Genomic DNA, 26546 nt, shown 5'->3' on the forward strand with positions numbered 1-26546 from the left:
ACGGTATCGAAACCTCAGAACAGCACAATTTTCACTCGCGTTTCTCAATAGTCGAACATCCGTACCTTGTTCATGCCGTGTGAATTTCGGGAGGAGGCCACGTTCGGGGGCCCGCCGCTGCAGATCTGCCGACGCGGGTTCGTAATCCCGACACCTTCGAGGCGCGGGACGAGGCACCGAAAGGGATGGCCGGACCGACAACCGAGGCGTTGTCGCCGGCACGCCGCGTCCGCACGCGCGGAGAGGATTGAGCCAGCATGACCACTCGCAACATGGAGAAGCACACCCTCGGCTGGATCGCCCTGATCGGGGCGGCAGTCACCGTTCTGCTCGGGCCGGGCGCCGGAACCGCCGGAGGCGCCCCGCACGACTGGGAAGAAGTCGCGGAGTGCGAAAGCGGCGGCGACTGGACCACCGACACCGGAAACGGGTTCTACGGCGGACTGCAGTTCACACCGGAAACTTGGAAAGCCAACGGCGGAACGGGCGTGGCCTCGGAAGCCAGTCAGGCCGAGCAGATCCGGGTCGCCGAGAACGTCCTGAAAACCCAGGGCCCCGGCGCGTGGCCCGTGTGCGGCCAGTACCTGAAGAAGGGCGGCACAGCGCCCGTCGAGGTACCCCACACCACGCCTGCACCTGCACCTGCACCTGCACCGGCCATCGAAACTCCTGACCCTGTCGAGACGCCGGATGTTGTCGAGACGCCGGATGTTGTCGAGACGCCGGATGTTGTCGAAGCGCCTGCGACCGTCGACGATTCCGCCGCGGTGAAGGCGGCGGTGAAGGCGGCGGCCCAGGAAGCGCTGAACAGCGCCCGTGAACTTGCCGAGCAGAACGGGTCGGGTCAGGTGTTCGAGGAGCGGGCGTCGACTCCCCGGTAACGTCCGACGGTTCTTGTGCGAACTAATCACACAGAACCGTCGTGTCGTCGCCTACGAAGGAGATCTCGTGCAGAAGAAGTCCGCTCGGCGTACCGCAACATTGGTCGGGATACTGTCCGCACCCCTCGTCCTCGGAGCCACCGTGGGGGCCGGAACCGCAAGTGCCGAACCCTGGCACATCGGCCCCGTGTACCGTGCCGAGACGTCTGGTGAAGGCGCGGAATACTTCTGCGGGAAGGCTGCGGCGCTCGAACAGACGTCGGGAGCCGTGATCGTGCCGTGCACCTTCGATGAACCGACCAACGTCTGGTATCGCGTCGTCTTCAACCCGGCCTCCTGGGGCTTCGACTTCTGAGGTGAACTGCCGGGATCGGAGGCGCACCTGACGAAGCGGTGACCGAACACCGTCCCCGCACTCCGCTTCGTCGAGTGCGTCGCCTCCGGGCCGCGCGCAGACTCCTCGGTATGGCCGAGGGAAGAGCAGAATGAGTGTCGAGACAGCCCAGCGCAGCGGGGTCGACGTCGCCATGGCGCGGAGTTGGCTTCTGGTTCCTGCAGTCGGGAGCGAGGTCCTCGCGGCTGCGGCTGCGTCCGGCGCCGACTCGCTGATCATCGACCTCGAGGACGGCTTGCCGTTCGCGGCGAAGGACGAGGGGCGAGCCTGCACCGCCGAGTGGCTCGCACGGAATGCGGGTTGGGTGCGAATCAACGACGCGACCACTCCGCACTGGTACCGAGACCTCGACGCGATCCGCGGTCTGCCCGGATTGCGCGGACTGATGCTGTCGAAAACCGAAGCGCCCGAACAGGTACGGGACACCGCTGCGGAGCTATCCGGTGTTCCGGTGGTCGCCCTCGTCGAGTCCGCGGCCGCGATCGTGGCAGTCGACGACATCGCTCGCAGCGCTCCCGTCTGTCGACTCGCGTTCGGGATCGGCGACTACTGCCGCGACACCGGTGCCGGGCGAACCCCGATGGCGTTGGCGTACGCCCGATCCCGGCTCGTCAATGCCAGCCGGGCAGCCCGGATCGGAGCTCCGATCGACGGACCGACGCTGTCGCGCGACGCCGAGGTCGTCCGGGACGATACGCGACTGGCCCGCGAAATGGGGATGACCGGAAAACTGACCCTCGCGTCTGAGCAGGTGCCGGTGATCAATAACGCGTTTTCACCCGACGCGGACGACATCTCGTGGGCGGAAACGACGATCGAGCGTCTGGGCGCGGACGGAAGCCGCGTCACTCACGGCGGGCATCTGCCACAGCTTGCCCGTGCCCACGACATTCTCCGTCGCGCAGACCACTTCGCGTCTCGAGCCTAGGATGGCCGGGCGACCTCGTGCTCGGCCTGCCGGGTCGCGCGGTACGCGGTGAACACGCCGGCTGCCGCGATGACGCCGAGGCCGAGGAAGAGCACTCGTGCCGAGGTGAGGGCAGAGGGCGCACCGAGGTTGACCAGCACACCGGCGACCGCGGACCCGACGGCCATGGCGATCAACTCGACCGTGTTGAGTCCGGCCGCGGCCTTGGCCCCCTCCTGCTCGTCGTCGGTGCTCCGCATGGCGGCGACCATCAGGTGAGGGAAGGCGAGGCCGATCCCGGCACCGGCGGCGGCCAGGGCGCCCGACCACAGAATCACCACGCCCAGTCCGGCGTCTTCACGCCAGAGGGCCGCTGTGAGGAGCAGTCCGGCGGCGAGGATCAGCGGTCCGGCGATCTTCGCCGCCGTCTGCGCACGCGGGCGGGAGATGTCGGAGCTGAAGATCATGGTCACCGACCATCCCACCGACATCATGGCGCCGAGGAATCCCGCGGCGAACGGCACCAGTCCGGCGAGCCGTTGACCGAACAGGGGTGTGAAGGCCTCCGACACGGTGCCGGACGCGAGCACCGCGATGGTGAGGTAGATCCACTTCAGCGACGACGCCCGGGTGTACGTCGACTGCGGCAGCACTCGGCGCGGTGATCGCCGCTCCCAGGCCAGGAAGAGAACGATGAACGCGGCCCCGACCGCGATCAGGGCCAGCATGTGGGTCCGGTTGCCGAGGATGCCCGCCACGCTGATCGCGATCGTCGCGAGGGTGAGCAGTACGAGAGACGTGGCAGGCGCGGGTTCGCCGCCACGCACACGCTCGGTGCGCGGCAACGCCCGGGGCGCGAGCACGGCGATGACGGCGGCGACCACTGCCAGCGCGACGAACGCGAGACGCCACTGGCCGAGTTGCGCGAACAGCCCACCGATCGCCGGTCCGGCCAGAGTTCCGACGCCCCACATCGCGGAGACCAGCGCGGTCGCGCGGGCCCACAGATGTTCCGGTAGCGCCTCGCGCAGTACCGCGTAACTCAGCCCCGCGAGCAAGCCCCCACCGAGCCCTTGGACCGCTCGTCCGACGAGGAGCACCTCCATCGACGGGCTGACGGCGCAGATCATCGTGCCGACGAAGAACGGAGCCAGAGCGAACAGATACGCACCGAGCGCCCCGCGATGCGCGAGCAGTCGGCTGACGGTCATCGACGAGATCACGGACGCCACCATGAAGACGGTCGCGCTCCACGCGTACAGCGATTCGCGACCGAGCTCGCCGATGGCGGTGGGCAGCAGGCTCGTCGTCAGAAAGATGTTGACGGCGTGCAATCCGACGCCGCCGGCGAGGACGGCGGAGGTGGAGCGGTAACGGGGTCCGAGCAGTGCGGACCAGCTGGCCGGTGACGGGGCGGTCGTTGTCATGCACTCCACGCTAAAATCTCGAGTGGACTCGAGGTCAAGGGGCTGATGCGATGTCTTTGGATCCGAAGGATCTGCTGTCGGTGGGGGAGGTGTCCCGTCGGACCGGTGTCGCCGTCTCGGCCCTCCACTACTACGAGCAGCTCGGACTGATCGCGTCGACGCGGACGTCCGGGAATCAACGCCGGTACGAACGGCACATGCTCCGGCGGATCTCGCTGATCGTGGTGGCCAAACGGCTCGGGATTCCACTGGCCGACGTGGGAACGGTGTTCGAGACGCTCCCGGCAGACCGGATGCCGTCGATCCGCGACTGGCAGCGCGTGTCGAAGCTGTGGCGCGTGCAGCTCGAGGATCAGCGCAAGCGAATCGAGCGCCTCGAACACGAACTCACCGGATGCATCGGGTGTGGTTGCCTGTCGATGAAGGCGTGCTATCTGCTCAATCCCGAAGACCAACTCGCCGTAGAGGGTTCGGGACCGAATCGGCTCTGAACGGATCCCGGCAGTCGGTATGTTGCGATCGATTTCCACAGGGGTGGGGTGATTCCACTCCCAGGGGTGCCGCGAAGCCCCCCGAGGGTTGCTTCAGTTCGGGAGCCGGAGTGGGCAGAGTTGTACCTGTCAACGAAGCACTTTCCGACCACCCTCTGGAGACACTGAATGATCAACGCCCGCCGCACCATTGCCGCCCTCGCTTTCGCTGCCCTTCCCGTCCTGAGTGCCTTCGGGGCGGCGTCCGTCGCTCATGCCGAGCCGATCGGCCCGAACGGTCCCACCGGTGGGCAGTGCCCGATCGTGAACACGGACTCGAACGGAAACGAGACAGTGACGTACGGCAAGCCCGGTGACCGCAACGGTGCCCTGGTCTGCGGTGCGGACGGTGAATGGACCGTGGGCAAGGCCGGCGGATTCAAGGGCGGCCCCGGACAGATCCAGACCCAGCCCGGACTCTCACGCGGCTAGGCAGGGCATGAATTCGCTGGGTCGACCCTTCCTGGCGGCATTGACGGACGGGTCAGAGGTATTCGTGGCGGTGTCCGCACTCGAGGCCGTCGGGGGCCGATCGTGGGCATCGATTCATGCAGTGGAAGACGCGATACCGCTTGCCCGGGGGTAGCGACGCGAAGCCGGCATGGGCGTCCTTGATTTCGTATCCGATCGGACCGCGGCAGAACGAACAGGTCTTGGTCTCGTCGGTTCCGGTCTCCATCCATCGATCGTAGGGCGGTTCACGGTTGGGAAGTCAGGAATCTCGCGTTCGGTCTGCCGCGGGCGACCTCAGGTCGTGGACGTCGCCAAGATGTGTTTGAGGCCGGCGAGGTCTGTCGTCGCGCCGAGGTCGGCGATAGTCACACCCGACAGTGATGCGCGCCAAGCCTGTTCGGCGCCGGCCATGACTTTCGCGATGCCGCATGCAGAGCGGCACTGCTCTGGAGGGGCGGCGAGCACTCCTTGTCGACGGATTTCGGTGCACCGAAAGGCGGGCTCGGTTCCGTCGACGGCCTGGACCACGTCGAGGACGGTGATGGCCTCGGGTGCGCGGGTCAGGACGTATCCGCCGTCGCGGCCCTCGGTGGGGTGGACGAGGCCGGCACGTGCGAGCGACTGCAGGTGCTTGGCGAGGTATGTCTTCGACACACCGTGCAGTTCGGCCAGCCGGGCAGTGGGTACCGGGCTTTCGGCCTGGCTGAGAACGACGCAGCAGTGAAGTGCCCACTCCACACCACCGGAAAGCTTCATGGCCACGACTCTATCCACGCCCCTGTGTCGGTGTTGCGGGGTGGCACTGCGTCATTGTTTCAGGCGTGTTCGCGCAACCACTCGTCCAGAGTGGTCGGTGCGATCCAGGCATTGGCGCCGGGTGTCGGAGTGATCGCAGCGTCATCGAGTTTGGCGCCGAAATAGCCGGCATCGGGGTCGGTCGTCACGGTCCGCTGGTCGCCGGTCGAGGCGAACAGCCGTCGAACGAGTGTATCGATGCCGAGCGGTTCAGGTCCCGCAATTTCGACTGTGCCGCCCAGCGGGGCGCCGACGGCGACCTCTGCTACCCGGGTGACGACGTCTTTCGAGGCGATCGGCTGAAGATGTGCCGGGGTCGCATGCACCGTCTCGCCGACTGTGCCTGCCGCGGCGATGCCGGCGATGAACTCGAAGAACTGCGTCGATCGCACGATCGAGTAGGGGATGGGGCCGGACTTGACCAGATCCTCCTGGGCGACTTTGGCACGCATGTATCCGGAGTCGGGGAGTCGATCGGCGCCGACGATGGACAGGACGACATGGTGCCCCACGCCTGCCGCCTCTTCGGCGGCGAGCATGTGCGTCGTCGATTCGCGGAAAAAGGCCAGGACGTCGTCGTCTTCCCACGACGGCGAGTTGGTGAGGTCCACGACGACGTCGGCGCCCTCCACAGCCTCCGCGACGCCCTTGCCGGTGGTGGTGTCGATACCGTCGCCGCGACCGAGAGCCGCGACGTCGTGCCCGGACTCGCTCAGCGACGATGCGACCTGACTCCCGATGAGTCCGGTTCCGAAAATGACGATCTTCATGCCCGTCTCCTAACTTGGATTTATATTGTCCTAGTTTACTCGGATGATAGGTGTCCGAGTCAAGGGTTGTGCACGTTCCGTGCGCCGGGGCGGGGTGGGCTCCTCGTCCTTCGTGACCCTCATCGGTGATCGGTTGGTCGCGGCCAGGTCTATCGGATCCCTCGCCGCAGTCGAGTGCGCGCGGTGGAAGAACACTCCGGTCGCCGATATGCCGGAGCGGCGTGTTGGCCGACCCTGGCGCCGGCTACTGTCGCAGAGGGTTGCAGGGCCGTCCTCCGGGAAATCCGCCGCGATCCTTCAATACGGCTTCAGCCCTTTCGTTTTCGGATGATCTCCGTCGACTCCTTGGCCTTCGCCCGCTTCTCCGCCCGGCGCTCCTCGAGTGCGCGTGCGGACTGTTTCGAACTCTTGACGGCGGATTTGTCAGCCATTGTCGCTCCATCTTCGAGGGTGGCAACCACGAACTGATCCCGACCATACCCAGGAAAGTGGATAAGTCCACTTCGGCATCCGGCTCGCACGTGGTGCCCTGCTGGAAGCGTCCTTGCGTGAGATCCCAAGAACCCCAGGAACGCTCACGAACTTGCTTATTCCTGGGCGGTGGCTATGGTGCATGCAAGCATCAACGGCATCTACCGGAGGACTGAAATGTGAATGCAGCTACCGATCGTCAATGGGCGGTTCGTGACGCTGTTCTGCGTTGGCTTCTCGCGAAGGCGACGGAAGGGTACCGAAGTCCGATTCTGGACGCGGATGCCATCGGTGAGACCGTCGGCTGGGTGCCCTCGCCCCTGACTCGGGACGAAGTGGCCGATGCGTCGAACTACCTCTACCGGGAAGGGTATGTGACAGGGGTGCCGGTGATGGGTATCGGAATCCCGCGCCCGATGTTGACGGTGGCCGGGCGGCGCGTCGCCAAGACGGAAAGGCCTCTGCGCCGGGCGGTGCGCAGTCACGACGTCGTGAGCTAGCGGCAGCTCGCTCCGTCCGTCGACGCACCAGCTGTTGCCCCACCTGTGCAGTAGAGAGCGAGGTTCGGTACCGGTACACGTGCTCGGATGGCTCACGGCGCAGTCATGCCCTCGATGACGGCCGCGGTGGTGTCGGCGATCGCCTGGTTGTTTCCCTGCGCGCCTTCCTGATTCGTGAGGCTGTCGGTGAGGATGGCGAGGACGATGGGGGCGCCGTCCGGACTCCATGCGACACCGGCATCGTTGGCGGTGCCGAAGCCTCCGCCACCGGTCTTGTCGGCGGCAGTCCATCCGGTGGGCAGACCGGCGCGCATTCGCTTGTCCGACGTCTTGCTCGCCCGCATCCACTCGAGGAGTTGGTCACGACTGGCCGTGTCGAGGGCGTCTCCCAGGAGCAGCGCACGGAAACCCTGTGCGATGCCGTTCGGTGTCGTCGTGTCCCGGGGGTCGTCGCGGAATGCGGTGTTGAGTTCGGTCTCCCACCTGTCCAGTCGTGTGCTCTCGTCTCCGACGACTCGGGCGAAATCGGTGACCGCCTGCGGACCGCCGATCTCGCGGAGCAGGTAGTTCCCGGCAGTGTTGTCGCTCTGCGTCAGCGCTGCTTCGGCGATCTTCCCCAAGGTCATCGGGGTGCCGACCGCTGCGGCGGTGACCGGCGAGTTCTCGACGAGGTCGCCGGGTTCGATCACGACCGACTTGTCGAGTGACGTCGACCCGTCCTCGGTCTTGCGCAGGACCGCGGCGGACGCGTAGGCCTTGAACGTCGAGCACATCGCGAACCGTTCGTCGCCTCGGTGGCTGTAGACCTCGCCGGTCACGGGATTGACGGCCGTCACTCCGATCCGCGTGGAGTACTGCGCCTCCAGGGCGGCGATCGTCGCGTCGAGGGGCCGCCGATCCGGCGCCGCAGCCACCGACGTGGTGGGCTGGGCCTGTTCCGCGGTGGCCGTGCACGCCCCGAGCAGCAGGGGCAGAGCCAGCGCGAGAGTGACGGCACCGCGACGACCGGTGCGCCGTGGCTTCGGATGATTTCGGTATGTGGGCATGGATCCAATGTCGGATGCGGACACTCATAGCGCAAAGACGAAAGCGGCGTGGTCGCGAGTCGGGTGCGCTATCGCCGCAGTTCAGGGCAATGTTTTGTGCCTGGGAACCGGTGGCGTCGCCTGACGGGGGCGGTCGGAACTGGTTCAATGGTCGCCATGGATCTGCTCCGCCACCTGAGTTTCTTTGTCGCCGTTGCGGAAGAGGGACATTTCGGCAACGCCGCATCCCGGCTCGGAATGACGCAACCGCCGCTGTCACAGGGAGTGCGGCGGCTCGAACAGCGACTCGGCGCGGAGCTGGTCCAGCGCAGTGCCCGAGGAGTCGGGCTCACGGACGCCGGACGCCAATTGCTACCGCGTGCGCGGCTTCTCGTCGCCGACGCGGCCCGATTCGAAGACGAGGCGCACCGCATCGCCGGCGGTCGCGACGCGGTGGTGCGATGGGGTGTCCCGCACTCGGTGGCCGACGGTGTGGTGGTGCGGTGCGTCCGTGCCCTTCGCGACGCGGACGAGGCCCGGCCAACTCGCGTGGTGACGACCACGGCGTCCACCACCGAACTCGTGGACGCCGTCCGCTCGGGCAGTCTCGACGTCGCCGTGGTCGAACATCCCGCTCTGCTCACTGGTCTCGACAGTGGGCCGGTGCTGAGGCTTCGACGGTGGGTGGTGGTGCCGGACGACCACCCCGCGGCGGTCGCGAGGAAGGCGCAGGTCCGGATGCTGCGCGGGCTGGTGCTCGCCACCGGTCCACGCTCGGACAATCCGCCTGCCCACGACCTGTTCGTCGACCTGTGGCGGGCCCGGGGTGTGGACCCGGACATCGTGATCGCACCGGGTCCGCGCGAGATTCTCACGCACGTGGCAGCGGGCGGTCATTTCGGGGTGACGGCGACGGCGCCGACGGTCATGCCGGGTGTGGCCTGGGTCGATCTGCTGCGTGAAGATCTCCCGCTGCGCCTACGGATCGTCTGGCGCTCCGGGGCCGACGTCGCACCGTCCGCTGCCGCCCTCGACCGGGTGCTGCTGAGGGCCGATCGATGACCGTGTCGGCGGAGAAGCGGATCCGTGACGTCTTCGCCGACGCCGGGTGCACCGGATGGCTGCACGCCCGCCGCGTCGGGACCCCGATCGACGACGGGGGTGACATCGCGGTCGGCGCGGACGACCTCGTGGTTCTGGCGTCGGTCTACAAACTTCCGCTACTCGTAGCCCTGTGCCGTGCTTTCGAATCCGGGGAGTTGTCGCCGACCGCGACCGTCCGGATCAATCCGGCCGACTGCACTCCGGGGCCGACGGGGGTGTCGACGTTCCGTGATCCCGTGGTGCTGAGCTGGCGGGATCTGGCGATGTCGATGATGACCGTGTCCGACAACGCCGCCGCCGACCTCGTTCTCGGGCAGGTGGGACTGGAGAGCGTCGAGCGGGCGCTGTCCGAGTTGGGCATGACGAGCACGCGCATCATCGGCGGCACAGCGGATGCGCACCGCAGCCTGGTGATCGACGCCCACGCGCACACCACCGCCGAGGCATTCGCGGCACTGGCCGACAATGACGAGGCGTGGACCGTGTCCGCCTACGACCCGTCGTATGCGAGCGCGACGACTCCGCGGGAGATGACCTCGCTTCTCGACGCGATCTGGACCGGAAGGGCGGTGCCCGGGCCGCAGGGCGAGTTCGTCCGGCACGTGATGTCCGCGCAGATCTGGCAGCACCGCATCCGGTCCGGGTTCCCGTATTCCGAGGTGGACGTCGCCGGGAAGACCGGGACCATCGGCGCCATCCGCAACGAGGTGGCTGTCGTGACGTTTCCCGGTGAGACGCCCGTCGCGGTCGCAGTCTTCACCCGCGCCGCCCGAACCGATCCCGTGCTACCGGTGGTCGATGCCGCGATCGGGCACGCCGCCCGGATCGCGGTGACCGAACTCCGCTCCGGCCGCGTCGACTGAGGTACTCAGCCCGGATAACGCCGGGGCGTGAACACCCTCGTTCCGTGTTCGTTCTCGACGACGGTCGTCATGGAGGAGCCCACGATGAGCAGGCACCGCATGTCGATCTCGGCCGGGTCGAGGTCCGCGAGCCGCACGACCCGCACCGACTCCTGCGCGCCGGCCACGTCGCGGCCGATGATCACCGGGGTGTCGGGGGAGCGGTGCTCGAGAACCAGATCGCGCATCGCGGCGACCTGCCAGGTGCGTGACTTCGACGCGGGGTTGTAGACGGCGAAGGCCATGTCGGCGCTCGCGACCGCGGAGATGCGCTGCGCCACCACGTCCCACGGCTTGAGCCGGTCCGACAGCGACAGGACGGCGTAGTCGTGCCCGAGGGGTGCGCCGACCCGGCTCGCGACGGCGTTCGCGGCGGTCATGCCGGGCAGGACGCGCACGGGGACGCCGCGCCACTGCTCCTCGGCCGCGACTTCCAGCACCGCGGCGGCCATCGCGAACACACCCGGGTCACCGGACGACACGACGGCGACGCGGGCCCCGTTCTTGGCCAGGTCGAGTGCCATCGCGGCGCGTTCGGCCTCGACGCGGTTGTCACTGGAGTGACGGCGCTGGCCGGGACGTTCGGGGACCCGGTCGATGTAGGGGCCGTAGCCGACGAGGTCGGTGGCGAGCGACAGTTCGTGCTGCACTTCCGGTGTCGTCCAGGCCTGGTCGCCGGGACCGAGCCCGACGACGACGAGTTCGCCCTGCGGTGCCGCGTCGTCGCGGCGGGCGTTCGACGGGCTGGGCACGATGGCGATCGAGAAGTAGGGGACGTCGCTGTCCGAGACGTCGTCCGCGGCGTCGATCTTCTGCCTGGTCGTGCTGGCCCGCTCGACGTACCACGTCTCGTCGATGCGGCCGGAGTCCTTCAACGCCTGCCGGACGGCCGGGTACGTGCGTCCGAGCTTCAGGATCGCGGCGGCGTCGGTCTCCCGCAGGCGCCGCGTCAGCTCGCCGCGCGGCAGCGTTCCGGGCAGGACCGTGAGGATTTCCTCGCCCTCGACCAGCGGCATCGCCAGCGCGGCGGAGGCGGCGCTGATCGACGTCACTCCGGGAATGACCTCCGCTTCGAAGCGCTGCGCCAGCCTCTTGTGCATGTGCATGTACGAGCTGTAGAAAAGCGGGTCGCCCGCGGCGAGCAGCGCGACCGAACGGCCGGCGTCGAGGTGGGCGGCGAGTCGCTGTGACGCCTCCTCGTAGAACTCGTCCATCGCCCCCTGGTATCCGCCGGGGTGGTCGACGGTCTCGGTGGTGACGGGGTAGACGAGGTGCTCCTCGATCTGGCCGTCTCGCAGGTACGGCGCCGCGACCGCGCGGGAGATGCTCTTGCCGTGCCGGGCGCTGTGGAACGCCACCACATCGGCCTCGGCAATGACCCGCGCGGCCTTCACCGTCACCAGTTCCGGGTCACCCGGTCCGATGCCGACGCCCCACAGTTTGCCGGTCACCCGTTCTTCGGAGCTCATTCGACCTCGCTCGCAATCGCATTCAGCGCCGCAGCCGTGATGGCACTGCCACCCCGGCGGCCGCGGACCACCAGATAGTCCAGTCCGCTCGGGTGCTCGATCAACGCTTCCTTCGACTCCGCGGCACCGATGAATCCGACCGGACCGCCCACGATCGCGGCGGGCCGGGGCGCCCCGGATTCGATCATGTCCAGCAGGTAGAACAAGGCGGTCGGGGCGTTGCCGATCGCGACGACGGCACCCTCGAGTTTGCTACCCCACAATTCGAGCGCGGCCGCCGAACGGGTGTTCCCGATCTGCTCCGCCAGCACCGGGACCCGGGGGTCGCGCAGCGTGCAGAGCACCTCGTTGTCCGCGGGGAGACGCTTCCGGGTCACGCCTGCCGCCACCATCTGCGCGTCGCACAGGATCGGGGCGCCGCCCGCCAGCGCGGCGCGGGCGGCCTTCACGACACCGGGGGTGAACGCGACGTCGTCCACGAGGTCGACCTGACCGCTCGCGTGGATCATGCGGACCACGGCCTGCGAGACGTCCTCGGGAAAGGCACTGAGATCCGCCTCGGCGCGGATCGTGGCGAAGGACTGGCGGTAGATCTCCGCGCCGTCTCGGATGTACTCGATCATCCGCTCACGATAGAGGCACCGCGGTCAGGGCCCCTCCACCCGGTAACCCGTCTCCGTGGCGACGACGTCGGCGACCTCCCCCTTGGGCCGCCCACAGCACCGCTCGCAGCCCGACCAGTGCTGCCGGCCCTCCACCGGGAGTTCGCCGCGCGCGACGGCATCCCGCGCGTCGGACCGCACGTCGGCGAGCGCCTTCTCGCATCCGGGTTGCCCGGTGCAGGCGCTGACGTACAGCCACGGTGAGTTCTCGTCGAAGATCAGGCCCATCGGGGCGAGGACCCGGACCACCTGCTCGGCGGACCACTCGTCGAGATCGCACAGCAACACCGATTTCCACGGCGTGACGATCACCGGCTTCTCGACCGCTGCGAGGAACTCCGCCAGCCGGGCGTCGAGGATCCCGAACGCGAGGCCACCGCCGAGGGTGACGTCGCCGTCCGGTTGGTCCAGCCACCCGATCGGCGGCCGATGCTCGTCGAACCCGCTCACCGGGTCGGCGGTCGGTGCGAGCGTCAACGCCGACAGGACCCGTTCGACCCCCTCGGCGATCTCGGACAGCCGCCAGTGCCGATCGCGCAGCTCCAGGAAGACGCGGGCAGCGTCGAGAAGCACCGTCACCGATTCCGTCGTGGTGATCCGGGCGCCGCTGTCGCGACCGGCGAGAACCAGGGCGACCTCCGTCTCGCTCACCGCATGGACGCCGAAATCGCCGCCGAGCGCCGAGACGTCGCCGCGCCCGTCGTCGAGGGTGAACAAGGTGCGCCCGGGCAGGTCCGCCAACGCGGCGTCCGCGCACAACGTCCGGTCGAGTTCGTCGACCAGATCCCGCAGGTCCGCGAGACCACCGATTCGGCCGGTCAGCGGCGAGACGAGGATGTTGCGGACCCGCTCGTGCGTCTCCGACGGCAGGAGACCTGCGTCGGCGAGCCGGCGGGCGAACTCCTGGGGGTCGCGGACCGCCCGCAATTGCGCGTTGCCGCGGGAGGTCAGTTCGATCTCGCCGTTCCCGAGGTCGCGGGCCGATTCCGCGAGGGTCTGCAGCTGGGTGGAGGTCAGCACACCTCCGGGGAGGCGCACCCGGGCGAGCGCGCCGTCCGCGGCCTGGTGGACCTGCAGCGCGCCGGGGCATGCATCGGGGCGGGAACGGGAGTCGACCATGGTCCCAGGTTACGTCCGGCCCCGGGTAGCATCTCCAGCACTTGCGACAGCAGGAGAGGAAGCCGGTGAAAATCCGGCGCGGTCGCGCCACTGTGAGCTCGCCGAAACCGGTGGGCGAGCCAGACCCTCACCTGCCGTCCTCCGACCTACGGTTCCGCACAGAACCACTGCCACGGGGCGCGACACCCCCAGGAAGGCTCGACTCGTGATCCTGCTGCTCTCCACCTCCGACACCGACCTGCTCAGCGCACGCGCCAGCGGGGCGGACTACCGCTGGGCCAACCCGGCACGGCTGCTGGTCGAGGAGGATCTGCCGGGACTGCTCGACGGCGCCGACCTGGTCGTGGTGCGCATCCTCGGCGGCCGCAGGGCGTGGGAAGAGGGCCTCGACACGGTCCTCGCCAGCGGACTGCCGGTGGTGGTCCTCGGCGGCGAGCACGCCCCGGACGCCGAACTGATGGAGTGCTCGACGGTCACCGCCGGTGTGTCGGCGGAGGCGCACAACTATCTCGCCGAGGGCGGCGCCGACAACCTCGCCCAGCTGCACCACTTCCTGTCGGACACCGTGCTGCTGACCGGACACGGATTCGAGGCGCCGATCCACCTGCCGAGCTGGGGTGTCGCGCCGTTCGCTCCCGATGCGAACCCGGACCGCCCCACGATCGCCGTTCTCTACTACCGCGCCCAGCACCTGGCCGGGAACACCCGCTACATCGAGGCGCTGTGCGACGCCGTCGACGCGGCGGGCGGCACCCCGCTGCCGATCTTCTGCGCGTCGCTGCGCACCGCCGAACCGGAGTTGCTGAACACGCTGCGCCGGGCGGACGCGATGGTGGTCACCGTGCTCGCCGCCGGTGGCACCAAGCCGGCCGGCGTCTCGGCCGGAGGTGACGACGAGGCGTGGGACGTCGCCGCGCTGGCCGCGCTGGACGTGCCGATCCTGCAGGGACTGTGCCTGACCAGCAGCCGTGAGTCGTGGGAGTCCAACGACGACGGATTGTCGCCGCTCGACGTCGCCACCCAGGTCGCGGTCCCCGAGTTCGACGGCCGGCTGATCACGGTGCCGTTCTCGTTCAAGGAGATCGACGCGGACGGTCTCTCCACCTACGTTCCCGACGCCGAGCGCGCCTCCCGGGTGGCGGGCATCGCCGTCCGGCACGCCCGACTCCGGCACATCCCCGCATCCGACCGCCGGATCGCTCTGATGCTGTCGGCGTACCCGACGAAGCACGCCCGAATCGGCAACGCCGTCGGTCTCGACACGCCGGCCAGCGCGATCCGGTTGCTCACCGAGATGCGGGCCGCCGGATACGACCTCGGCCCCGCGGACGGGCCGGATTCCGTGCCGGGTCTCGCGGCCCAGGACGGCGACGCGCTGATCCATGCCCTCATCGCCGCCGGCGGTCAGGATCCGGACTGGCTGACCGCGGAGCAGCTCGAGGGCAACCCGATCCGGATCTCCGCCGCCCGCTACCGCGAGTGGTTCTCGGCGCTGCCCGCCGAACTGCGCGAGGGCGTCGAGGAGCACTGGGGGCCGGCGCCGGGCGAACTGTACGTCGACCGCTCGCAGGATCCCGCCGGTGAAATCGTCATCGCCGCAATGCAGTTCGGGAATCTCGTGCTGATGGTGCAGCCGCCGCGCGGATTCGGGGAGAAGCCGGTCGCGATCTACCACGACCCGGACCTGCCGCCGAGCCACCACTACCTTGCCGCCTACCGGTGGATCGCCGCGGACGCCGCCGCCGGCGGTTTCGGCGCCGACGCCGTGGTCCATCTCGGCAAGCACGGCAACCTCGAATGGCTGCCCGGCAAGACACTCGGCATGTCCGCGTCGTGTGGCACCGACGCCGCACTCGGCGACCTGCCGCTGATCTACCCGTTCCTGGTCAACGATCCGGGGGAGGGCACGCAGGCCAAGCGCCGTGCCCACGCGACCCTCGTCGATCACCTGATCCCGCCGATGGCCCGCGCCGAGAGCTACGGCGACATCTCGCGGCTCGAGCAGCTCCTCGACGAGCACTCGAACATCTCCGCGCTCGACCCGTCCAAGCTGCCGGCCATTCGCCAGCAGATCTGGACGCTGATGCGCGCCGCCAAGATGGACCACGACCTCGGACTGGAGGAACGGCCCGACGAGGACGTGTTCGACGACATGCTGCTGCACGTCGACGGCTGGCTGTGCGAGATCAAGGACGTCCAGATCCGTGACGGCCTCCACATCCTCGGTGCGGCCCCCCGCGACGACGCGGAGGTCGAACTGGTGCTCGCGATGCTCCGTGCTCGGCAGATGTGGGGCGGCGAGCAGAACGTCCCCGGACTCCGCGAGGCGCTCGGCCTCAGCGAGGACGGCGACGAATCCCGTACCCGCGTCGACGACATCGAGCAGCAGGCGCACGCACTGGTGCAGGGCATGCACGACGCCGACTGGAACCCGGACGCCGCCGACACCCTCACCGACGACGCCACCGTCGCGAAGATCCTGCGCTTCGCCGCCACCGAGGTGGTGCCCCGGCTTCGCGAGACCGACAACGAGATCGCCCAGGTGCTGCACGCGCTCGACGGCGGATTCATCGCCGCCGGGCCGAGCGGTTCGCCGCTGCGCGGGCTGATCAACGTGCTCCCGACGGGCCGCAACTTCTACTCCGTCGACCCGAAGGCCGTGCCGTCCCGGCTCGCCTGGGAGACCGGCCAGGCGATGGCCGAATCGTTGCTGGACCGCTACAAGTCCGATCACGGAGAGTGGCCGCGCTCGGTGGGTCTGTCCGTGTGGGGCACGTCCGCGATGCGCACCTCCGGCGACGACATCGCCGAGGTCTTCGCGCTCCTCGGTGTGCGCCCGGTGTGGGACGAGGCGAGTCGCCGCGTGGTGAACCTCGAGGTGATCGACCTCGAGGAACTCGGCCGGCCGCGCATCGACGTCACGGTCCGGATCAGTGGCTTCTTCCGGGACGCGTTCCCGCACGTCCTGGCGTTGCTGGACGACGCCGTCCGGCTCGTCGCCGCGTTGGACGAACCGGCGGAGAGCAACTTCGTCCGCGCCCACGCGCAGGCGGATCTCGCCGAGCACGGCGACGAACGGCGCGCGACCACCCGCATCTTCGGGTCGAAGCCGGGCACCTACGGGGCCGGGCTGCTGCAGCTGATCGACTCCAAGAGCTGGCGCGGCGACGCCGACCTCGCCGACGTGTACACCACGTGGGGTGGTTTCGCATACGGCCGTGGACTCGACGGCGCCCCCGCCGCCGACGACATGCGGACCGCATACCGTCGAATCACCGTGGCGGCCAAGAACACCGACACCCGCGAACACGACATCGCCGACGCCGACGACTACTTCCAGTACCACGGCGGCATGGTCGCCACCGTGCGGGCGCTCACCGGAAAGTCGCCCGAGGCATACATCGGCGACAGCACCCGGCCCGAGTCGGTGCGCACCCGAACCCTGTCGGAGGAGACGTCCCGAGTGTTCCGCGCCCGCGTCGTGAACCCGCGGTGGCTCGAGGCGATGCGCCGCCACGGCTACAAGGGTGCGTTCGAGATGGCGGCCACCGTCGACTACCTGTTCGGATACGACGCCACCACCAACGTCGTCGCCGACTGGATGTACGAGAAGCTCGCCGAGTCCTACGTGCTGGACGACCAGAACCGCAAGTTCATGGAACAGTCCAACCCGTGGGCCCTGCACGGCATCGCCGAACGCCTGCTCGAGGCGGCCGAGCGGAACATGTGGGAGCACCCCGAGCAGCAGACCCTCGACGGCCTGCGGCAGGTGTACCTCGAGACCGAAGGCGAACTCGAAGGAGACTGACGAACCGTCCGGCTCCGCGGTTCGGTCTAGCATGGGCCCGGTGACCACAGAATTCGACCGGGTGTCGTCCGCGAAATATGTCCTGCTCACCACGTTTCGGAAAGACGGCACCCCGGTGGCGACACCGCTGTGGGCCGCCGCCGACGGTGACCGCCTGCTGATGTGGACGGTCACCGACTCCTACAAGGTCAAACGTATCCGCCGCAACCCGGAGGTGACGGTGGCCGCGTGCGATGCTCGCGGCAAGCCGAAGGGACCCGAGGTTCCCGCCCGCGCGGTCATCCTCGACGCCGCCGGCACCGATCACACGCGGGACGTGATCGCCCACAAGTACGGCATCCTCGGCTGGCTCACGATGAAAGGCAGCCTCCTGCGCCGAGGAAAGACCGGCACCATCGGACTCGCCGTCACGGCCGACGACCGGCGTGGGTGACCGGATATTCGAGGGTCGATTCGGCGCGCCCACCTAGGGGTCGATGTGCTCACCCTCGGGTGAGTGAAGGTGACCCCAGGGGGCCTGGTGGCGTTTAGGTGCGGGGATCACGGTGGGTATGTCCCGTAGACGGGAGTATCACCATGAACCACCACATCGCCCTGCGTCGTCGCCTTGACCGATCAATGCGATCGCGGCGCGTGAACGTCCCACGTAAGGGCACGCACGCCGTCGTCATCGGCGGCAGCATCGCCGGGCTGCTCGCGTCCCGCGTCCTGGCGGACTACTTCGGTACGGTCACGATTTACGAGAAAGATCACCTGGTCGACAGCGCCGAGCCTCGTATGGGAGTTCCGCAGGGCCGTCACGTCCACAGCATCTGGAAGCGCGGCCTGAGCCTGATGGAGGAGTCCTTCCCCGGTCTCACGTCCGAACTGATCGAGGGAGGATCGGCCGAAGTCGAAATGACGTCGGACTTCGCCTGGTACCACCGCGGCGTGTGGAAGCTGCGGGTACCGAGCGGGATCTTCATCACCTGCCAGACCCGACCGTTCCTCGAATGGCACATCCGTCGGCGGGTGCGCGAGATCTCCAACATCGATCTCGTCGATCGTTGCTACGTCAAGCGATTCGTCGCCGACGCCACGGCGCAGCGGGTCACCGGGGTGGCGGTCCAGTCGCGCCGAGCCGGCGCCACCGAGGAGATTGTGTCCGCCGACCTGGTGGTCGATGCGAGTGGTCGCGGCTCCCGGACGCCGCGCTGGCTCGAGGAGTTGGGGTACGGCCGACCCGAGATGTCGGTCATCGACGTCGATGTCGGCTACGCGACACGCTTCTATGCCCGGCCGCCGCTCGACGATTGTCCGTGGAAGGCACTGATCGTCGCACCCACACCGCCGGACGGAACACGGTTGGGTGTCATCTTCCCTGTGGAGGGGCAGCGCTGGATCGTGATGCTCGGCGGCTGGAACGGTGATCACCCGCCGCGCGACGATGATGGCCTTCTCGAGTTCGCGCGCAACCTCGAGGCGCCCGACATCTACACGTTCATGCGCGAGGCGGAGCCCTTGACACCGATCGCGGGGTACAAGTTCCGCGCCAACGTCCGCAGGCACTATGAACGGATGCGCCGTTTCCCGGGCGGTCTGATCGTGCTCGGCGACAGCCTGTGCAGCTTCAACCCGATCTACGGCCAGGGAATGACGACCAGCGCCCTCGATGCGATGACGTTACGGGAATGTCTCGAACGGGCTGTCCACAAGGGTGAGAGCTTCGATGCGATGGCCCACCACTTCCTGAAGAGGGTGCCGAGGAGGCTCGAGGCGCCGTGGCGGATGGCCGCCGGCGAGGACATGAACTGGCCTGGAACACAGGGTGATGCGCCGTTCGGAACCCCCTTCATGAACTGGTACTTCGGAAGGGTGCACGCTTTGGCGGCGCGTGATCCGGAGGTGCTGGTCCGTTTCGTGCGTGTGGCGAACATGATCGATTCGCCGGTCCGGATCTTCCACCCCAGAGTCCTGGCGCCGGTCTTCACCCGATCGACGCGGGTCGCGCCGAGTCCGTGACCCCAACGCCCTGTGGGAGCGGCATTCCTCGCACTTAAGAGGTGAGCCATACCTAAGTTGTTGGTAGGGTTCGCGCGTGCCCACAGAACATGACCTCTCGGCAGTCCGTGGCTTCACCCGCATTCCGCGTGAGCGGTCTGCAGCTGTCACCTTCGTCGCCCTGCTCCTGGGCGTGTAGCTGCTGGCTGCCTGCGGATCGGCGACCGGCGAACCCGACTCCAGCGCCGCGCCCGGCGAGACGTACACCGTCGAGCACGTCTACGGCACCGAGGTCCCGCGAAATTACGAACGGGTCGTTTCGGTCGGCTACACCGACGATCAGACGATGCTCGCGGTTGCGTCAAACCCGTGGGCATGGTCGACCAGTATCCGGCCGGCGACACCCCGGACCGCAAAATCTCCTGGCCGTGGGTCGCGGAGCGGTGGGCAGGAACGGTGCCCGAGGTGGTCATGACCAACGGCGAATCGTTGAACTTCGAGAAAGTCGCTGCGCTGCAGCTGGATCTGATCGTCGGTGTGTACTCCGACATCACCGAAGGCGACTACCAGCGACTGAGCGCGATCGCCCCCACCGTTGCATGGGCGCCGGACGTCGCCGACCCTTTCGCGGCCCCCTGGCAGGACACCGCCCGCCAGATCGCGAAGGCCCTCGGCAAGGAAGACGAAGCCGAGGCGTGTATCGCCGAGATCACCGATGGCATCGCCCAGGCGAAGGTCGATCATCCCGAGTTCGGGGGCCAACGGGCTGTCGCGTTCAGTTGGTACGACGCTGCCCTCGCCCCGTTCGCGTCGACCGACGTGCGCGGGAAGCTGCTCACCGACCTCGGCTACCAGCAGGTTGCCGAAATCGACCAGGCGGCCGGCGACAAGTTCTACACCACTCTGTCGCCGGAGCAGGCCCACCTGATCGACGTGGACCGGGCCTTCTTCATCGGGGACGCCGCCGACCGCGCCGCGCTGGAGGCCGATCCGATGTTCACCTCGCTGCCGATCTACCGCGACGGCCGCGTCACGTTCTTCGCCGACTCCGAAGACCCGCCGGTCGGCGCTGCGCTGTCGCAGAGCACAATCCTGTCCCTGCCCTACGCCATCGATCAGGTTTCGTGATCGGCTGAACAAGCCGACAACGTTGCGGTCACGAGTATGCCGTCGCAGACACGCCATTCGGAGGGGCGTCCCTATGTCGTCGCCCATGTTGCGGTCGCCCTGGACGGGGCCTCGACGGGCTTCGAGCCGGATGTGGGCCGGTTCTACGAACTCGCCGCGACCTGGAGCGAAGACGTGACCCCGGTGGGGGCGGACACGATTCTGGCGCAGGAGCACGCGTTGGCTGCCGCTCCCCGCCCCGGGCCGGTCGAAGGCGGGCCGCTGCTGGCCGTTGTCGACAGCCGGGGACGCGTCGGGGACTGGGTGTGGGAGGCGCTGCGGGACATCGGACACTGGTCGGGGTGCTCGCGTTGCACGCCGAGGCCACGCCGCTCGCGGCGGTGGCCGGGCGGTGCCGGAGTTGGTGACAGGTACCGAACGCGTGGATCTGGCTGCTGCGCTGAAGATCCTCGGCGGGCGCGCCGGCGTGGATGTCGTGCGGGTGGATAGCGGGGGTGCGCTGATCGGCGCTCTGCTCGGCGCGGGATTGCTGGATGAGGTGAGTCTGCTCGTCCACCCCCGGCTTCCCGGTGTGCGCACAGATCGTCTGTGGCACGGATCGGCACCGGCAGCGATCCGATTCGACTCATCGCGAGCCGTGCATTCGACGACGGCCTCGTCTGGCTCCGCTACCGGCCCGCGCGATGAGGGAGCGGGTCGGCTTCTCGCGGAACGGGTATGCGGTACCGCATCTTCGGTGAACGGTCAGGCGAGTGCGCGGAGGTGCTCGGCGATCATCCGCTGAGCGGTTTCCGGGGTGTCGGTGTCGCCGAGCAGGACGTGCATGGCCGCGCCGTCGACGAGTGCGTGCAGGCGCATCGCCTCGGTGTCGACGTCGGTGTCGGGTGCGATCAGGGCCCGTTGGGCGAGGCCGGTCAGGATCGCGGCGCAGGCACCACGGAGTTGCCGTTGGGCGTCGAGGGCGATGTCTTTCAGTAGGGGATGGGCGGGGCTTTCCGCGACGAGGGCGAGGTTCACTTCCATTTCGCAGCGTCGGCGGTCGTCGAGCGGAAGAACTTCGTCCAGCACCGCGAGGGCGCGCTGCCACGGGTCGGTGATCGAGGCGTGGGCCTGTGCTCGTTCGCGGACACGCGTTGCGACGAGCCGCATCGAATAGGCGAGGAGTTCGGCCTTGCTCGCGAACACGTGTCGGAGCGATCCGCTCGAGATTCCGGCCTCGGCGGCCACATCGCGTACGGAGACGGCGCCGATGCCCTCGCGTTGGATCACCCGCCACACGGCCTCGGCGATTTCCTGCTGCCTTCGGTCGTGGTCGATGAGCTTCGGCACGCCTCCATGTTAACACGGTCGTGCTAGCATGCCCCTTGTTGGCACGATCGTACTAACAAGTACTGAAGGGGCTGAAGGCATGACGTCGCAACTGTCGAGTTCCCACCGCCATGCAGCGCTCGACGTCATGCGCGGTGCGGCCATCCTGGGCACTCTCGCCACCAACATCTGGATCTTCACCAACGTCGAGGGTCTGGTGGGGTACATCGACGGCACCGGAAGAGCCACCGGCGGCTGGGCCCCCGTGCAGGCTGTGCTGCAGCAGTTCGCGCAGGGCAAGTTTCTCGGCCTGCTCACCATCATGTTCGGCATCGGACTGGTGATCCAGCAGCGTTCCGCGCAGCGACGGGGCCGGCGGTGGCCGGGTGGCTACCCGTGGCGCGCGGGGCTGCTGATGCTCGACGGAGCACTGCACTTTCTGCTGTTCACCGATTTCGACGTCCTGACCGGATACGCCCTCACCGGATTGATCGTCGCCTTCATCCTGACCACAGGCATTCGCGCGCAACGCGTCTGGATGGCGTGTGCGGTGACCGTCCACGCGGCGATGCTGGGCCTCGTCGTCGCGGCGTTGTCCTCGGCGCCCGTACGAGAGCCTCAGCCGCTGTCGCCGAACCCCTATGCGGACGGCAGCTTCTGGGATCTCGTCGTCTTCCGCGTCGACCACGCGTTGCTGTTCCGGCTCGAGGTGCTCTTCATCCTCCCGCTGTCGATCGCCCTGTTTCTCGTCGGCGCACACCTCTACGGTGCGCGCGTCCTCGACCCGGACCGCGGCGACTTGCGTCGCCGACTGATGGTCGCGGGCCTGGCAATCGCACTTCCGCTGGACTTCGCGCTCGGATTGTTCGGCGGAGACGCAGGCCTGATCCTCGGCAGGTACGGGACCGCTCCGGTGGTGGCGTTGGGGCTACTCGCCGCGATCGCGCACCGCTACGCGGGCGGGCGCGAACCCGGCCCGGCCGGCCGGGCGCTCTCGGGAGTCGGCCGCACTGCGCTCAGTTGCTATGTGCTGCAGAACATCCTGTGCTCGATCGTCTGCTACGGCTGGGGATTCGGCCTCGCGGCCCGGTTGAACGGCGCCACCGTCGTTCCCGCGACCATCGTGTTGTTCGGTGCCGTCTCGGCCACCCTGATCGTCGTGTCACGCCTGTGGTTGCGGCGGTTCGATCGGGGGCCACTCGAATGGCTCACGCACCGGGGCTACCAACGTCTCACCCGGGCGGACAGGAACGGAGTCACCGCGCCAGCAGTGTCGTCCATTCCTTGAACTCGAGGGCGTACGACGGTGCGGGCGTCGTCACGGAGGGGCACGGCTGTCGCCGGGTCGCCAACTCCACCAACGACTTCGCTGCCCGCATCACGCTGACGTGGTGATGCCGGGAGACGTCGAGCAGCTCCTCGAACGCCTCGGCGTCGCCGTAACCGCGGGTCGCGATGAGGATGCCTTTCGCGGTGGCGAGAACCTCGCGTCCGTCGGGGTGACGGTGCGGAATCGAATGTGCGGGCGGTGCGGCCTCGAGTACGTCGTTCGACACTGTGATCTCCTGGATTGTGGTGCTTCGCTGATGTCTCGGCGCGGTCATACCGCTGCCACCATCAGGGCCGTGGCGAGGACGACGATCAGTCCTCCTGTCGCGGCGGCGAGAACTGAACCGGTGATGATGCCGATTCCGGTGGCGCAGACGAGGCAGACGAACGTCGTCAGTGCCACGTCGGCGAGAGCAAACCGTCTCGTGACCTTGGTGTGGTCGTGAAGCAGTTCGCGGGTGGTGGTATCGGAGTGCATGAAACCTCCTGGTCAGACGGGCAAGGGACGTACTCGGCGCATGCGCCGGTCACGCGGCGCTACGGTGAGTTTCGGCCCCGTTCTCTGGAGACCTGAATATGACATGCGCGGCGAAACGGCTCTGGAGTGAGCAATCTCATATGCGCGATGTCTGCAGCATTTATAACGGAAACAGTACGGGCTGTCACCTAGACGAGCGTCCGCATAGGATCCGCGCCTCAGAGCGCCTTGCTGACCGACGACATGTGGAAGTCGGGGACACGTAACGGCGGCATCGCGGTCCGGGTGAACCAGTCCTTCCATTCCCGGGGCAGCGTCCGCTCGGTGGCTCCGCCCTGGGTGACCCTCCGCAGCAGGTCGAGGGGGCTCTCGTTGAACCGGAAGTTGTTCACGGCGCCCGTGACCTTCCCGTTCTCGACGAGGTAGACACCGTCCCGCGTCAGTCCCGTGAGCAGCAGGGTGGCGGGGTCGACCTCCCGGATGTACCAGAGGGTGGTCAGCAGCAACCCCCGTTCGGTCTCGGCCACCATCTGGTCGAGCGACACCGAGCCGCCGGCGTCGAGGATCAGATTGTCGCCGGGCACGGTCACGTCGGCACCGAATTCCTTCGCCGCCGCCCGCGGGTACGCGAGCGCATTGACGGTGCCGTCACGGATCCAGTCGACCCGGCCCGCGTCCATCCCGTTGTCGAAGACGGACACGGATTCGGACGACGACCCGGTGACGACGAACGGTGTGTATTCCACGCCGAGCGCGGCCGGATCGGAATAGAGGGTGAGGGGAAGTGCACTCAGCTTCTCCCCGATGCGGGTGCCGCCGGGCGCAGACAGGGCGGAGTGCCCTTCTTCCGCGGCCCGGCCTTCCATGGTCCACATGAGGTAGATCATGAGGTCCGCGACTGCGGACGGCGGCAGGATCGTCTCGTAACGGCCCGCGGGCAACTCCACCCGGTTGCGGGCCCAGTCGAGGCGTGTCGAGAGGTCCTGGAGCAACTTCACGCTGGCCACATCCGTGAAATCCTTGGTGCTGGTGCCCACCCAGGCGCTGGCGTCGCCGCGTTTGCCGTTGATCTCGACCGACCCGGTCGGCTGGGCGAACCGGCGCCGGATCCCGGTCGACGTACCCAGCCAGGTCGTGTGCAGCTGGTGGTGGGCGAAACCGTAGAGCTGGTCGCTGCCGTCGAAGCCCATACTCAGATCCTGGGCGAGTTGTTCGAACGCGCCGATCTCGGTGCGCTCCGCCGAATCGTCCCACCGCTCGTCGGTGTCGGTACCGGTGAGCAACGGCATCGCGTCGGACGCGGGTGTGGCTGCGCGGGCGGCGATTTCGGCCGAGCGGACCACGCCGTCGATGTCGGCGGCGTCGACGGACGCGGACGTGACGATGCCGACCTTCGCGTCCTCGCCGGCCCGGACGATCGAGATGACGGTCCAGCTGCGCGACGTCGACACGCCGTTGGTGGTCATCGAGTTGCCCGCCCACCGCAGGGACGCCTCGCTGGCATCGGTGACGATCACGATGGTTTCGTCCACGGTGGCCCGGGCGAGGACCTGCTCGACGAGCTGCTGCGGTGCGATCATCGGCCGCCTTCCGTCCGAGTGTTCAGTACGTTGACGCCGCGGAAGAGTGCCGACGGGCAGCCGTGGCTGACGGCTGCGACCTGGCCGGGCTGCGCCTTGCCGCAGTTGAAGGCGCCGCCGAGCTGCCACGTGGAGCGGCCGCCGACGGCGTCCATCGAACCCCAGAAGTCCGTGGTCGTCGCCTGGTACGCGACGTCGCGGAGTTGGCCGTCGAGTTTCCCGCCGCGGATGCGGTAGAACCGCTGACCGGTGAACTGGAAGTTGTAGCGCTGCATGTCGATCGACCAGGATTTGTCGCCAACGACGTAGATGCCGTCTTCCACACCGGAGATCAGGTCGTCGGTGCTGCGATCGGCGTCGGGATCGGGTTGCAACGACACGTTGGCCATCCGCTGGATGGGGACGTGGTGTGGCGAGTCGGCGTACGAGCAGCCGTTGGAACGCTCCAGCCCGAGCCGGGGCGCGAACGCCCGGTCGAGTTGGTAGCCGACGAGAATCCCGTCGGCCACCAGGTCCCAGGACTGGGTTTCGACGCCTTCGTCGTCGTAACCGACTGTGGCGAGACCGTGCCGTTCGGTCCGGTCGGCGGTCACGTGCATGATCGGCGTCCCGTAGCGCAGGGTGCCGAGCTTGTCGGGGGTGGCGAACGACGTGCCGGCATATGCGGCCTCGTAGCCGATGGCGCGGTCGTACTCGGTGGCGTGCCCGATGGATTCGTGGATGGTCAGCCACAGGTTGGTCGGGTCGATCACGAGGTCGGTGGGACCGGGCACCACGGTGGGGGCCTTCACCTTCTCGGCCAGCAGGTCCGGGATCCGGGCGAGTTCGTCGGTCCAGTTCCACACCCCGTCGCCGGCGACGTACTCCCATCCGCGGCCGACGGGGGGAGCGAGGGTGCGCATCGTCTCGAACACGCCGGCCGACTGGTCGACGGTGGTGGCTTCGAGTTGCGGATGCAGCCGCACCCGCTGCTGCACGATGGACGAGCCGGCGAGATCGGCGTAGAACGTCTGCTCCTTCACCTGCAGGCATCCGGCGGTGACGTGGTCGACGCCGTCGGAGGCGAGGAGCCTGCGGGAGTATTCACCGAGCAGCGAGATCTTGTCCGAGGCGGGAACTTCGAACGGATCGACGTCGTAATCGGACACCCAGCGGACGTCCGCGTGCACTGGTTCGGCGGCGAGTTCGACGTGCTCCCGGTTCAGTCCACGCAACGCGCGGGCGACGGCGACGGCCTGGTCCGCGGTCGCGGCGGCGGTCGCCGGGGTCAGCTCGGCATGCGAGGCGAAACCCCAGGTGCCGTCGACGACGACCCGCACCGCGAAGCCGAGTTCGCTGGTGTCCACCGCCGACTGCACTTCGCCGTCGCGCAGCCGCAGCGACTGGCTGGTGAGCCGATGCACCCGCAGGTCGGCGTGCGACGCGCCCGCCGCACGGGCAGCGGCGAGCGCCGCGTCCGCCAGCGAACGCAGGGGGAGGGCAAGGAATTCCGGATCAACCTGTCGTGGAGCCGTCACCTGGACCAC

Annotated in this window: 28 protein-coding genes and 1 riboswitch; of the genes, 14 read left to right on the forward strand and 14 right to left on the reverse strand. The window is 68.1% G+C overall.

Annotation, left to right across the window (positions count from 1 at the left end; genetic code table 11):
- Positions 1-257 precede the first annotated feature (257 nt).
- From CJ177_RS44995 to CJ177_RS45005, 3 genes are all read left to right on the forward strand, one after another.
- The gene (locus tag CJ177_RS44995; RefSeq protein WP_095871017.1) at positions 258-881 is read left to right on the forward strand and encodes a transglycosylase family protein; all 624 of its coding nucleotides are present in this window, start codon (positions 258-260) and stop codon (positions 879-881) included.
- Between the two features lie 67 nt (positions 882-948).
- Complete coding sequence (locus CJ177_RS45000) at positions 949-1236, forward strand: hypothetical protein (protein WP_005246421.1); 288 nt, start codon at positions 949-951, stop codon at positions 1234-1236.
- 130 nt (positions 1237-1366) lie between these two features.
- A complete protein-coding gene (locus CJ177_RS45005) occupies positions 1367-2203 on the forward strand; it encodes a CoA ester lyase (protein ID WP_061700132.1) in 837 nt (278 codons plus the stop codon).
- On the opposite strand, the gene CJ177_RS45010 is transcribed toward CJ177_RS45005, so the two are convergent.
- Complete coding sequence (locus tag CJ177_RS45010; protein ID WP_061700131.1) at positions 2200-3609, reverse strand: MFS transporter; 1410 nt, start codon at positions 3607-3609, stop codon at positions 2200-2202. The genes CJ177_RS45005 and CJ177_RS45010 overlap by 4 nt on opposite strands.
- Before the next feature lie 50 nt (positions 3610-3659).
- Between CJ177_RS45010 and soxR the strand changes: the two genes are divergently transcribed.
- A complete protein-coding gene (gene soxR, locus CJ177_RS45015) occupies positions 3660-4100 on the forward strand; it encodes a redox-sensitive transcriptional activator SoxR (RefSeq protein ID WP_005565550.1) in 441 nt (146 codons plus the stop codon).
- A gap of 168 nt (positions 4101-4268) precedes the next feature.
- Complete coding sequence (locus CJ177_RS45020; RefSeq protein ID WP_061040921.1) at positions 4269-4571, forward strand: hypothetical protein; 303 nt, start codon at positions 4269-4271, stop codon at positions 4569-4571.
- Between the two features lie 52 nt (positions 4572-4623).
- Here CJ177_RS45020 and CJ177_RS45025 read toward each other — a convergent pair whose 3' ends face one another.
- The 4 genes from CJ177_RS45025 to CJ177_RS49055 all read right to left on the reverse strand — a co-directional run bounded on the left by CJ177_RS45025 (position 4624) and on the right by CJ177_RS49055 (position 6588).
- Positions 4624-4818, reverse strand: a complete 195-nt coding sequence (locus tag CJ177_RS45025; protein ID WP_005246414.1) for a hypothetical protein — start codon at positions 4816-4818, stop codon at positions 4624-4626.
- A gap of 68 nt (positions 4819-4886) precedes the next feature.
- Positions 4887-5348, reverse strand: a complete 462-nt coding sequence (locus CJ177_RS45030) for an Rrf2 family transcriptional regulator (protein WP_061040931.1) — start codon at positions 5346-5348, stop codon at positions 4887-4889.
- Between the two features lie 59 nt (positions 5349-5407).
- Complete coding sequence (locus CJ177_RS45035; RefSeq protein ID WP_061700416.1) at positions 5408-6157, reverse strand: SDR family oxidoreductase; 750 nt, start codon at positions 6155-6157, stop codon at positions 5408-5410.
- A gap of 308 nt (positions 6158-6465) precedes the next feature.
- Positions 6466-6588 carry a hypothetical protein gene (locus CJ177_RS49055; RefSeq protein WP_257015054.1) on the reverse strand — a complete coding sequence of 41 codons (123 nt, stop codon included), beginning with the start codon at positions 6586-6588 and terminating at the stop codon, positions 6466-6468.
- A gap of 219 nt (positions 6589-6807) precedes the next feature.
- Between CJ177_RS49055 and CJ177_RS45040 the strand changes: the two genes are divergently transcribed.
- Entirely contained in the window at positions 6808-7128 is a 321-nt protein-coding gene (locus CJ177_RS45040) for a hypothetical protein (RefSeq protein WP_005246405.1), read from the forward strand.
- Between the two features lie 92 nt (positions 7129-7220).
- Here CJ177_RS45040 and bla read toward each other — a convergent pair whose 3' ends face one another.
- Positions 7221-8174 (reverse strand): class A beta-lactamase, encoded by a 954-nt coding sequence (gene bla, locus CJ177_RS45045; protein ID WP_061700415.1) that lies wholly within the window; start codon positions 8172-8174, stop codon positions 7221-7223.
- A 147-nt stretch (positions 8175-8321) separates the two neighbouring features.
- On the opposite strand from bla, the gene CJ177_RS45050 reads away from it, so the two are divergent.
- Together CJ177_RS45050 and CJ177_RS45055 are read left to right on the forward strand one after the other, a co-directional pair.
- A complete protein-coding gene (locus tag CJ177_RS45050) occupies positions 8322-9215 on the forward strand; it encodes a LysR family transcriptional regulator (RefSeq protein WP_061700414.1) in 894 nt (297 codons plus the stop codon).
- On the forward strand, positions 9212-10120 hold the full coding sequence (locus CJ177_RS45055) for a serine hydrolase (RefSeq protein WP_061700413.1): 909 nt from the start codon (positions 9212-9214) through the stop codon (positions 10118-10120). The genes CJ177_RS45050 and CJ177_RS45055 overlap by 4 nt, the downstream gene beginning before the upstream one ends.
- Before the next feature lie 5 nt (positions 10121-10125).
- Here the strand turns inward: CJ177_RS45055 and CJ177_RS45060 are convergent, their stop codons facing one another.
- From CJ177_RS45060 to cobG, 3 genes are read right to left on the reverse strand one after another with little or no spacing between them, the layout of a single operon-like run.
- Positions 10126-11628 carry a precorrin-2 C(20)-methyltransferase gene (locus CJ177_RS45060; RefSeq protein ID WP_061040915.1) on the reverse strand — a complete coding sequence of 501 codons (1503 nt, stop codon included), beginning with the start codon at positions 11626-11628 and terminating at the stop codon, positions 10126-10128.
- Entirely contained in the window at positions 11625-12251 is a 627-nt protein-coding gene (locus tag CJ177_RS45065) for a precorrin-8X methylmutase (RefSeq protein ID WP_005246397.1), read from the reverse strand. Before CJ177_RS45065 ends, CJ177_RS45060 begins: the two co-directional genes overlap by 4 nt.
- Before the next feature lie 24 nt (positions 12252-12275).
- Positions 12276-13409 (reverse strand): precorrin-3B synthase, encoded by a 1134-nt coding sequence (gene cobG / locus CJ177_RS45070; RefSeq protein ID WP_005246396.1) that lies wholly within the window; start codon positions 13407-13409, stop codon positions 12276-12278.
- Between the two features lie 6 nt (positions 13410-13415).
- Positions 13416-13559: riboswitch (cobalamin riboswitch) on the forward strand.
- 55 nt (positions 13560-13614) lie between these two features.
- Between cobG and cobN the strand changes: the two genes are divergently transcribed.
- The 5 genes from cobN to CJ177_RS49060 all read left to right on the forward strand — a co-directional run bounded on the left by cobN (position 13615) and on the right by CJ177_RS49060 (position 21109).
- On the forward strand, positions 13615-17217 hold the full coding sequence (gene cobN, locus CJ177_RS45075; RefSeq protein ID WP_061697358.1) for a cobaltochelatase subunit CobN: 3603 nt from the start codon (positions 13615-13617) through the stop codon (positions 17215-17217).
- 31 nt (positions 17218-17248) lie between these two features.
- Positions 17249-17650: a PPOX class F420-dependent oxidoreductase gene (locus CJ177_RS45080; protein WP_005246394.1), complete on the forward strand. Its 402-nt coding sequence runs from the start codon at positions 17249-17251 to the stop codon at positions 17648-17650.
- A gap of 200 nt (positions 17651-17850) precedes the next feature.
- Complete coding sequence (locus tag CJ177_RS45085; protein ID WP_231913868.1) at positions 17851-19218, forward strand: NAD(P)/FAD-dependent oxidoreductase; 1368 nt, start codon at positions 17851-17853, stop codon at positions 19216-19218.
- A 354-nt stretch (positions 19219-19572) separates the two neighbouring features.
- Positions 19573-20325 carry an ABC transporter substrate-binding protein gene (locus tag CJ177_RS45090; RefSeq protein WP_231913870.1) on the forward strand — a complete coding sequence of 251 codons (753 nt, stop codon included), beginning with the start codon at positions 19573-19575 and terminating at the stop codon, positions 20323-20325.
- 466 nt (positions 20326-20791) lie between these two features.
- A complete protein-coding gene (locus tag CJ177_RS49060) occupies positions 20792-21109 on the forward strand; it encodes a hypothetical protein (RefSeq protein WP_231913871.1) in 318 nt (105 codons plus the stop codon).
- Here the strand turns inward: CJ177_RS49060 and CJ177_RS45100 are convergent.
- Positions 21070-21654 (reverse strand): TetR/AcrR family transcriptional regulator, encoded by a 585-nt coding sequence (locus CJ177_RS45100; protein ID WP_005246388.1) that lies wholly within the window; start codon positions 21652-21654, stop codon positions 21070-21072. The two genes, CJ177_RS49060 and CJ177_RS45100, sit on opposite strands and share 40 nt — an antisense overlap.
- A 79-nt stretch (positions 21655-21733) precedes the next feature.
- Here CJ177_RS45100 and CJ177_RS45105 point away from each other — a divergent pair, with 79 nt between their 5' ends.
- Entirely contained in the window at positions 21734-22921 is a 1188-nt protein-coding gene (locus CJ177_RS45105; RefSeq protein ID WP_061697361.1) for a DUF418 domain-containing protein, read from the forward strand.
- Here the strand turns inward: CJ177_RS45105 and CJ177_RS45110 are convergent.
- From CJ177_RS45110 to CJ177_RS45125, 4 genes are all read right to left on the reverse strand, one after another.
- Entirely contained in the window at positions 22890-23237 is a 348-nt protein-coding gene (locus CJ177_RS45110; RefSeq protein ID WP_061040909.1) for an ANTAR domain-containing protein, read from the reverse strand. The two genes, CJ177_RS45105 and CJ177_RS45110, sit on opposite strands and share 32 nt — an antisense overlap.
- The gene (locus CJ177_RS45115; RefSeq protein WP_005246380.1) at positions 23234-23440 is read right to left on the reverse strand and encodes a hypothetical protein; all 207 of its coding nucleotides are present in this window, start codon (positions 23438-23440) and stop codon (positions 23234-23236) included. Before CJ177_RS45115 ends, CJ177_RS45110 begins: the two co-directional genes overlap by 4 nt.
- 218 nt (positions 23441-23658) lie before the next feature.
- Positions 23659-25020: a metallopeptidase TldD-related protein gene (locus CJ177_RS45120; RefSeq protein WP_061697362.1), complete on the reverse strand. Its 1362-nt coding sequence runs from the start codon at positions 25018-25020 to the stop codon at positions 23659-23661.
- Positions 25017-26537 carry a TldD/PmbA family protein gene (locus CJ177_RS45125; RefSeq protein WP_025432602.1) on the reverse strand — a complete coding sequence of 507 codons (1521 nt, stop codon included), beginning with the start codon at positions 26535-26537 and terminating at the stop codon, positions 25017-25019. Before CJ177_RS45125 ends, CJ177_RS45120 begins: the two co-directional genes overlap by 4 nt.
- Positions 26538-26546: the final 9 nt, after the last annotated feature.

The sequence above is a fragment of the Rhodococcus sp. ACPA1 genome, assembly GCF_002300195.1.
Taxonomy (GTDB): domain Bacteria; phylum Actinomycetota; class Actinomycetes; order Mycobacteriales; family Mycobacteriaceae; genus Rhodococcus_F; species Rhodococcus_F opacus.

Excerpts from the sequence above, each read along its gene's own strand:
- CJ177_RS44995 (WP_095871017.1), top strand. The coding sequence starts at position 258 with ATGACCACTCGCAACATGGAGAAGCACACCCTCGGCTGGATCGCCCTG.
- CJ177_RS45005 (WP_061700132.1), top strand. The coding sequence starts at position 1,367 with ATGAGTGTCGAGACAGCCCAGCGCAGCGGGGTCGACGTCGCCATGGCG.
- CJ177_RS45010 (WP_061700131.1), bottom strand. The coding sequence starts at position 3,609 with ATGACAACGACCGCCCCGTCACCGGCCAGCTGGTCCGCACTGCTCGGA.
- soxR (WP_005565550.1), top strand. The coding sequence starts at position 3,660 with ATGTCTTTGGATCCGAAGGATCTGCTGTCGGTGGGGGAGGTGTCCCGT.
- CJ177_RS45020 (WP_061040921.1), top strand. The coding sequence starts at position 4,269 with ATGATCAACGCCCGCCGCACCATTGCCGCCCTCGCTTTCGCTGCCCTT.
- CJ177_RS45025 (WP_005246414.1), bottom strand. The coding sequence starts at position 4,818 with ATGGAGACCGGAACCGACGAGACCAAGACCTGTTCGTTCTGCCGCGGT.
- CJ177_RS45030 (WP_061040931.1), bottom strand. The coding sequence starts at position 5,348 with ATGAAGCTTTCCGGTGGTGTGGAGTGGGCACTTCACTGCTGCGTCGTT.
- CJ177_RS45035 (WP_061700416.1), bottom strand. The coding sequence starts at position 6,157 with ATGAAGATCGTCATTTTCGGAACCGGACTCATCGGGAGTCAGGTCGCA.
- CJ177_RS49055 (WP_257015054.1), bottom strand. The coding sequence starts at position 6,588 with ATGGCTGACAAATCCGCCGTCAAGAGTTCGAAACAGTCCGCACGCGCA.
- bla (WP_061700415.1), bottom strand. The coding sequence starts at position 8,174 with ATGCCCACATACCGAAATCATCCGAAGCCACGGCGCACCGGTCGTCGC.
- CJ177_RS45050 (WP_061700414.1), top strand. The coding sequence starts at position 8,322 with ATGGTCGCCATGGATCTGCTCCGCCACCTGAGTTTCTTTGTCGCCGTT.
- CJ177_RS45055 (WP_061700413.1), top strand. The coding sequence starts at position 9,212 with ATGACCGTGTCGGCGGAGAAGCGGATCCGTGACGTCTTCGCCGACGCC.
- CJ177_RS45060 (WP_061040915.1), bottom strand. The coding sequence starts at position 11,628 with ATGAGCTCCGAAGAACGGGTGACCGGCAAACTGTGGGGCGTCGGCATC.
- CJ177_RS45065 (WP_005246397.1), bottom strand. The coding sequence starts at position 12,251 with ATGATCGAGTACATCCGAGACGGCGCGGAGATCTACCGCCAGTCCTTC.
- cobG (WP_005246396.1), bottom strand. The coding sequence starts at position 13,409 with ATGGTCGACTCCCGTTCCCGCCCCGATGCATGCCCCGGCGCGCTGCAG.
- CJ177_RS45080 (WP_005246394.1), top strand. The coding sequence starts at position 17,249 with ATGGGCCCGGTGACCACAGAATTCGACCGGGTGTCGTCCGCGAAATAT.
- CJ177_RS45090 (WP_231913870.1), top strand. The coding sequence starts at position 19,573 with ATGGTCGACCAGTATCCGGCCGGCGACACCCCGGACCGCAAAATCTCC.
- CJ177_RS45105 (WP_061697361.1), top strand. The coding sequence starts at position 21,734 with ATGACGTCGCAACTGTCGAGTTCCCACCGCCATGCAGCGCTCGACGTC.
- CJ177_RS45110 (WP_061040909.1), bottom strand. The coding sequence starts at position 23,237 with ATGACCGCGCCGAGACATCAGCGAAGCACCACAATCCAGGAGATCACA.
- CJ177_RS45115 (WP_005246380.1), bottom strand. The coding sequence starts at position 23,440 with ATGCACTCCGATACCACCACCCGCGAACTGCTTCACGACCACACCAAG.
- CJ177_RS45120 (WP_061697362.1), bottom strand. The coding sequence starts at position 25,020 with ATGATCGCACCGCAGCAGCTCGTCGAGCAGGTCCTCGCCCGGGCCACC.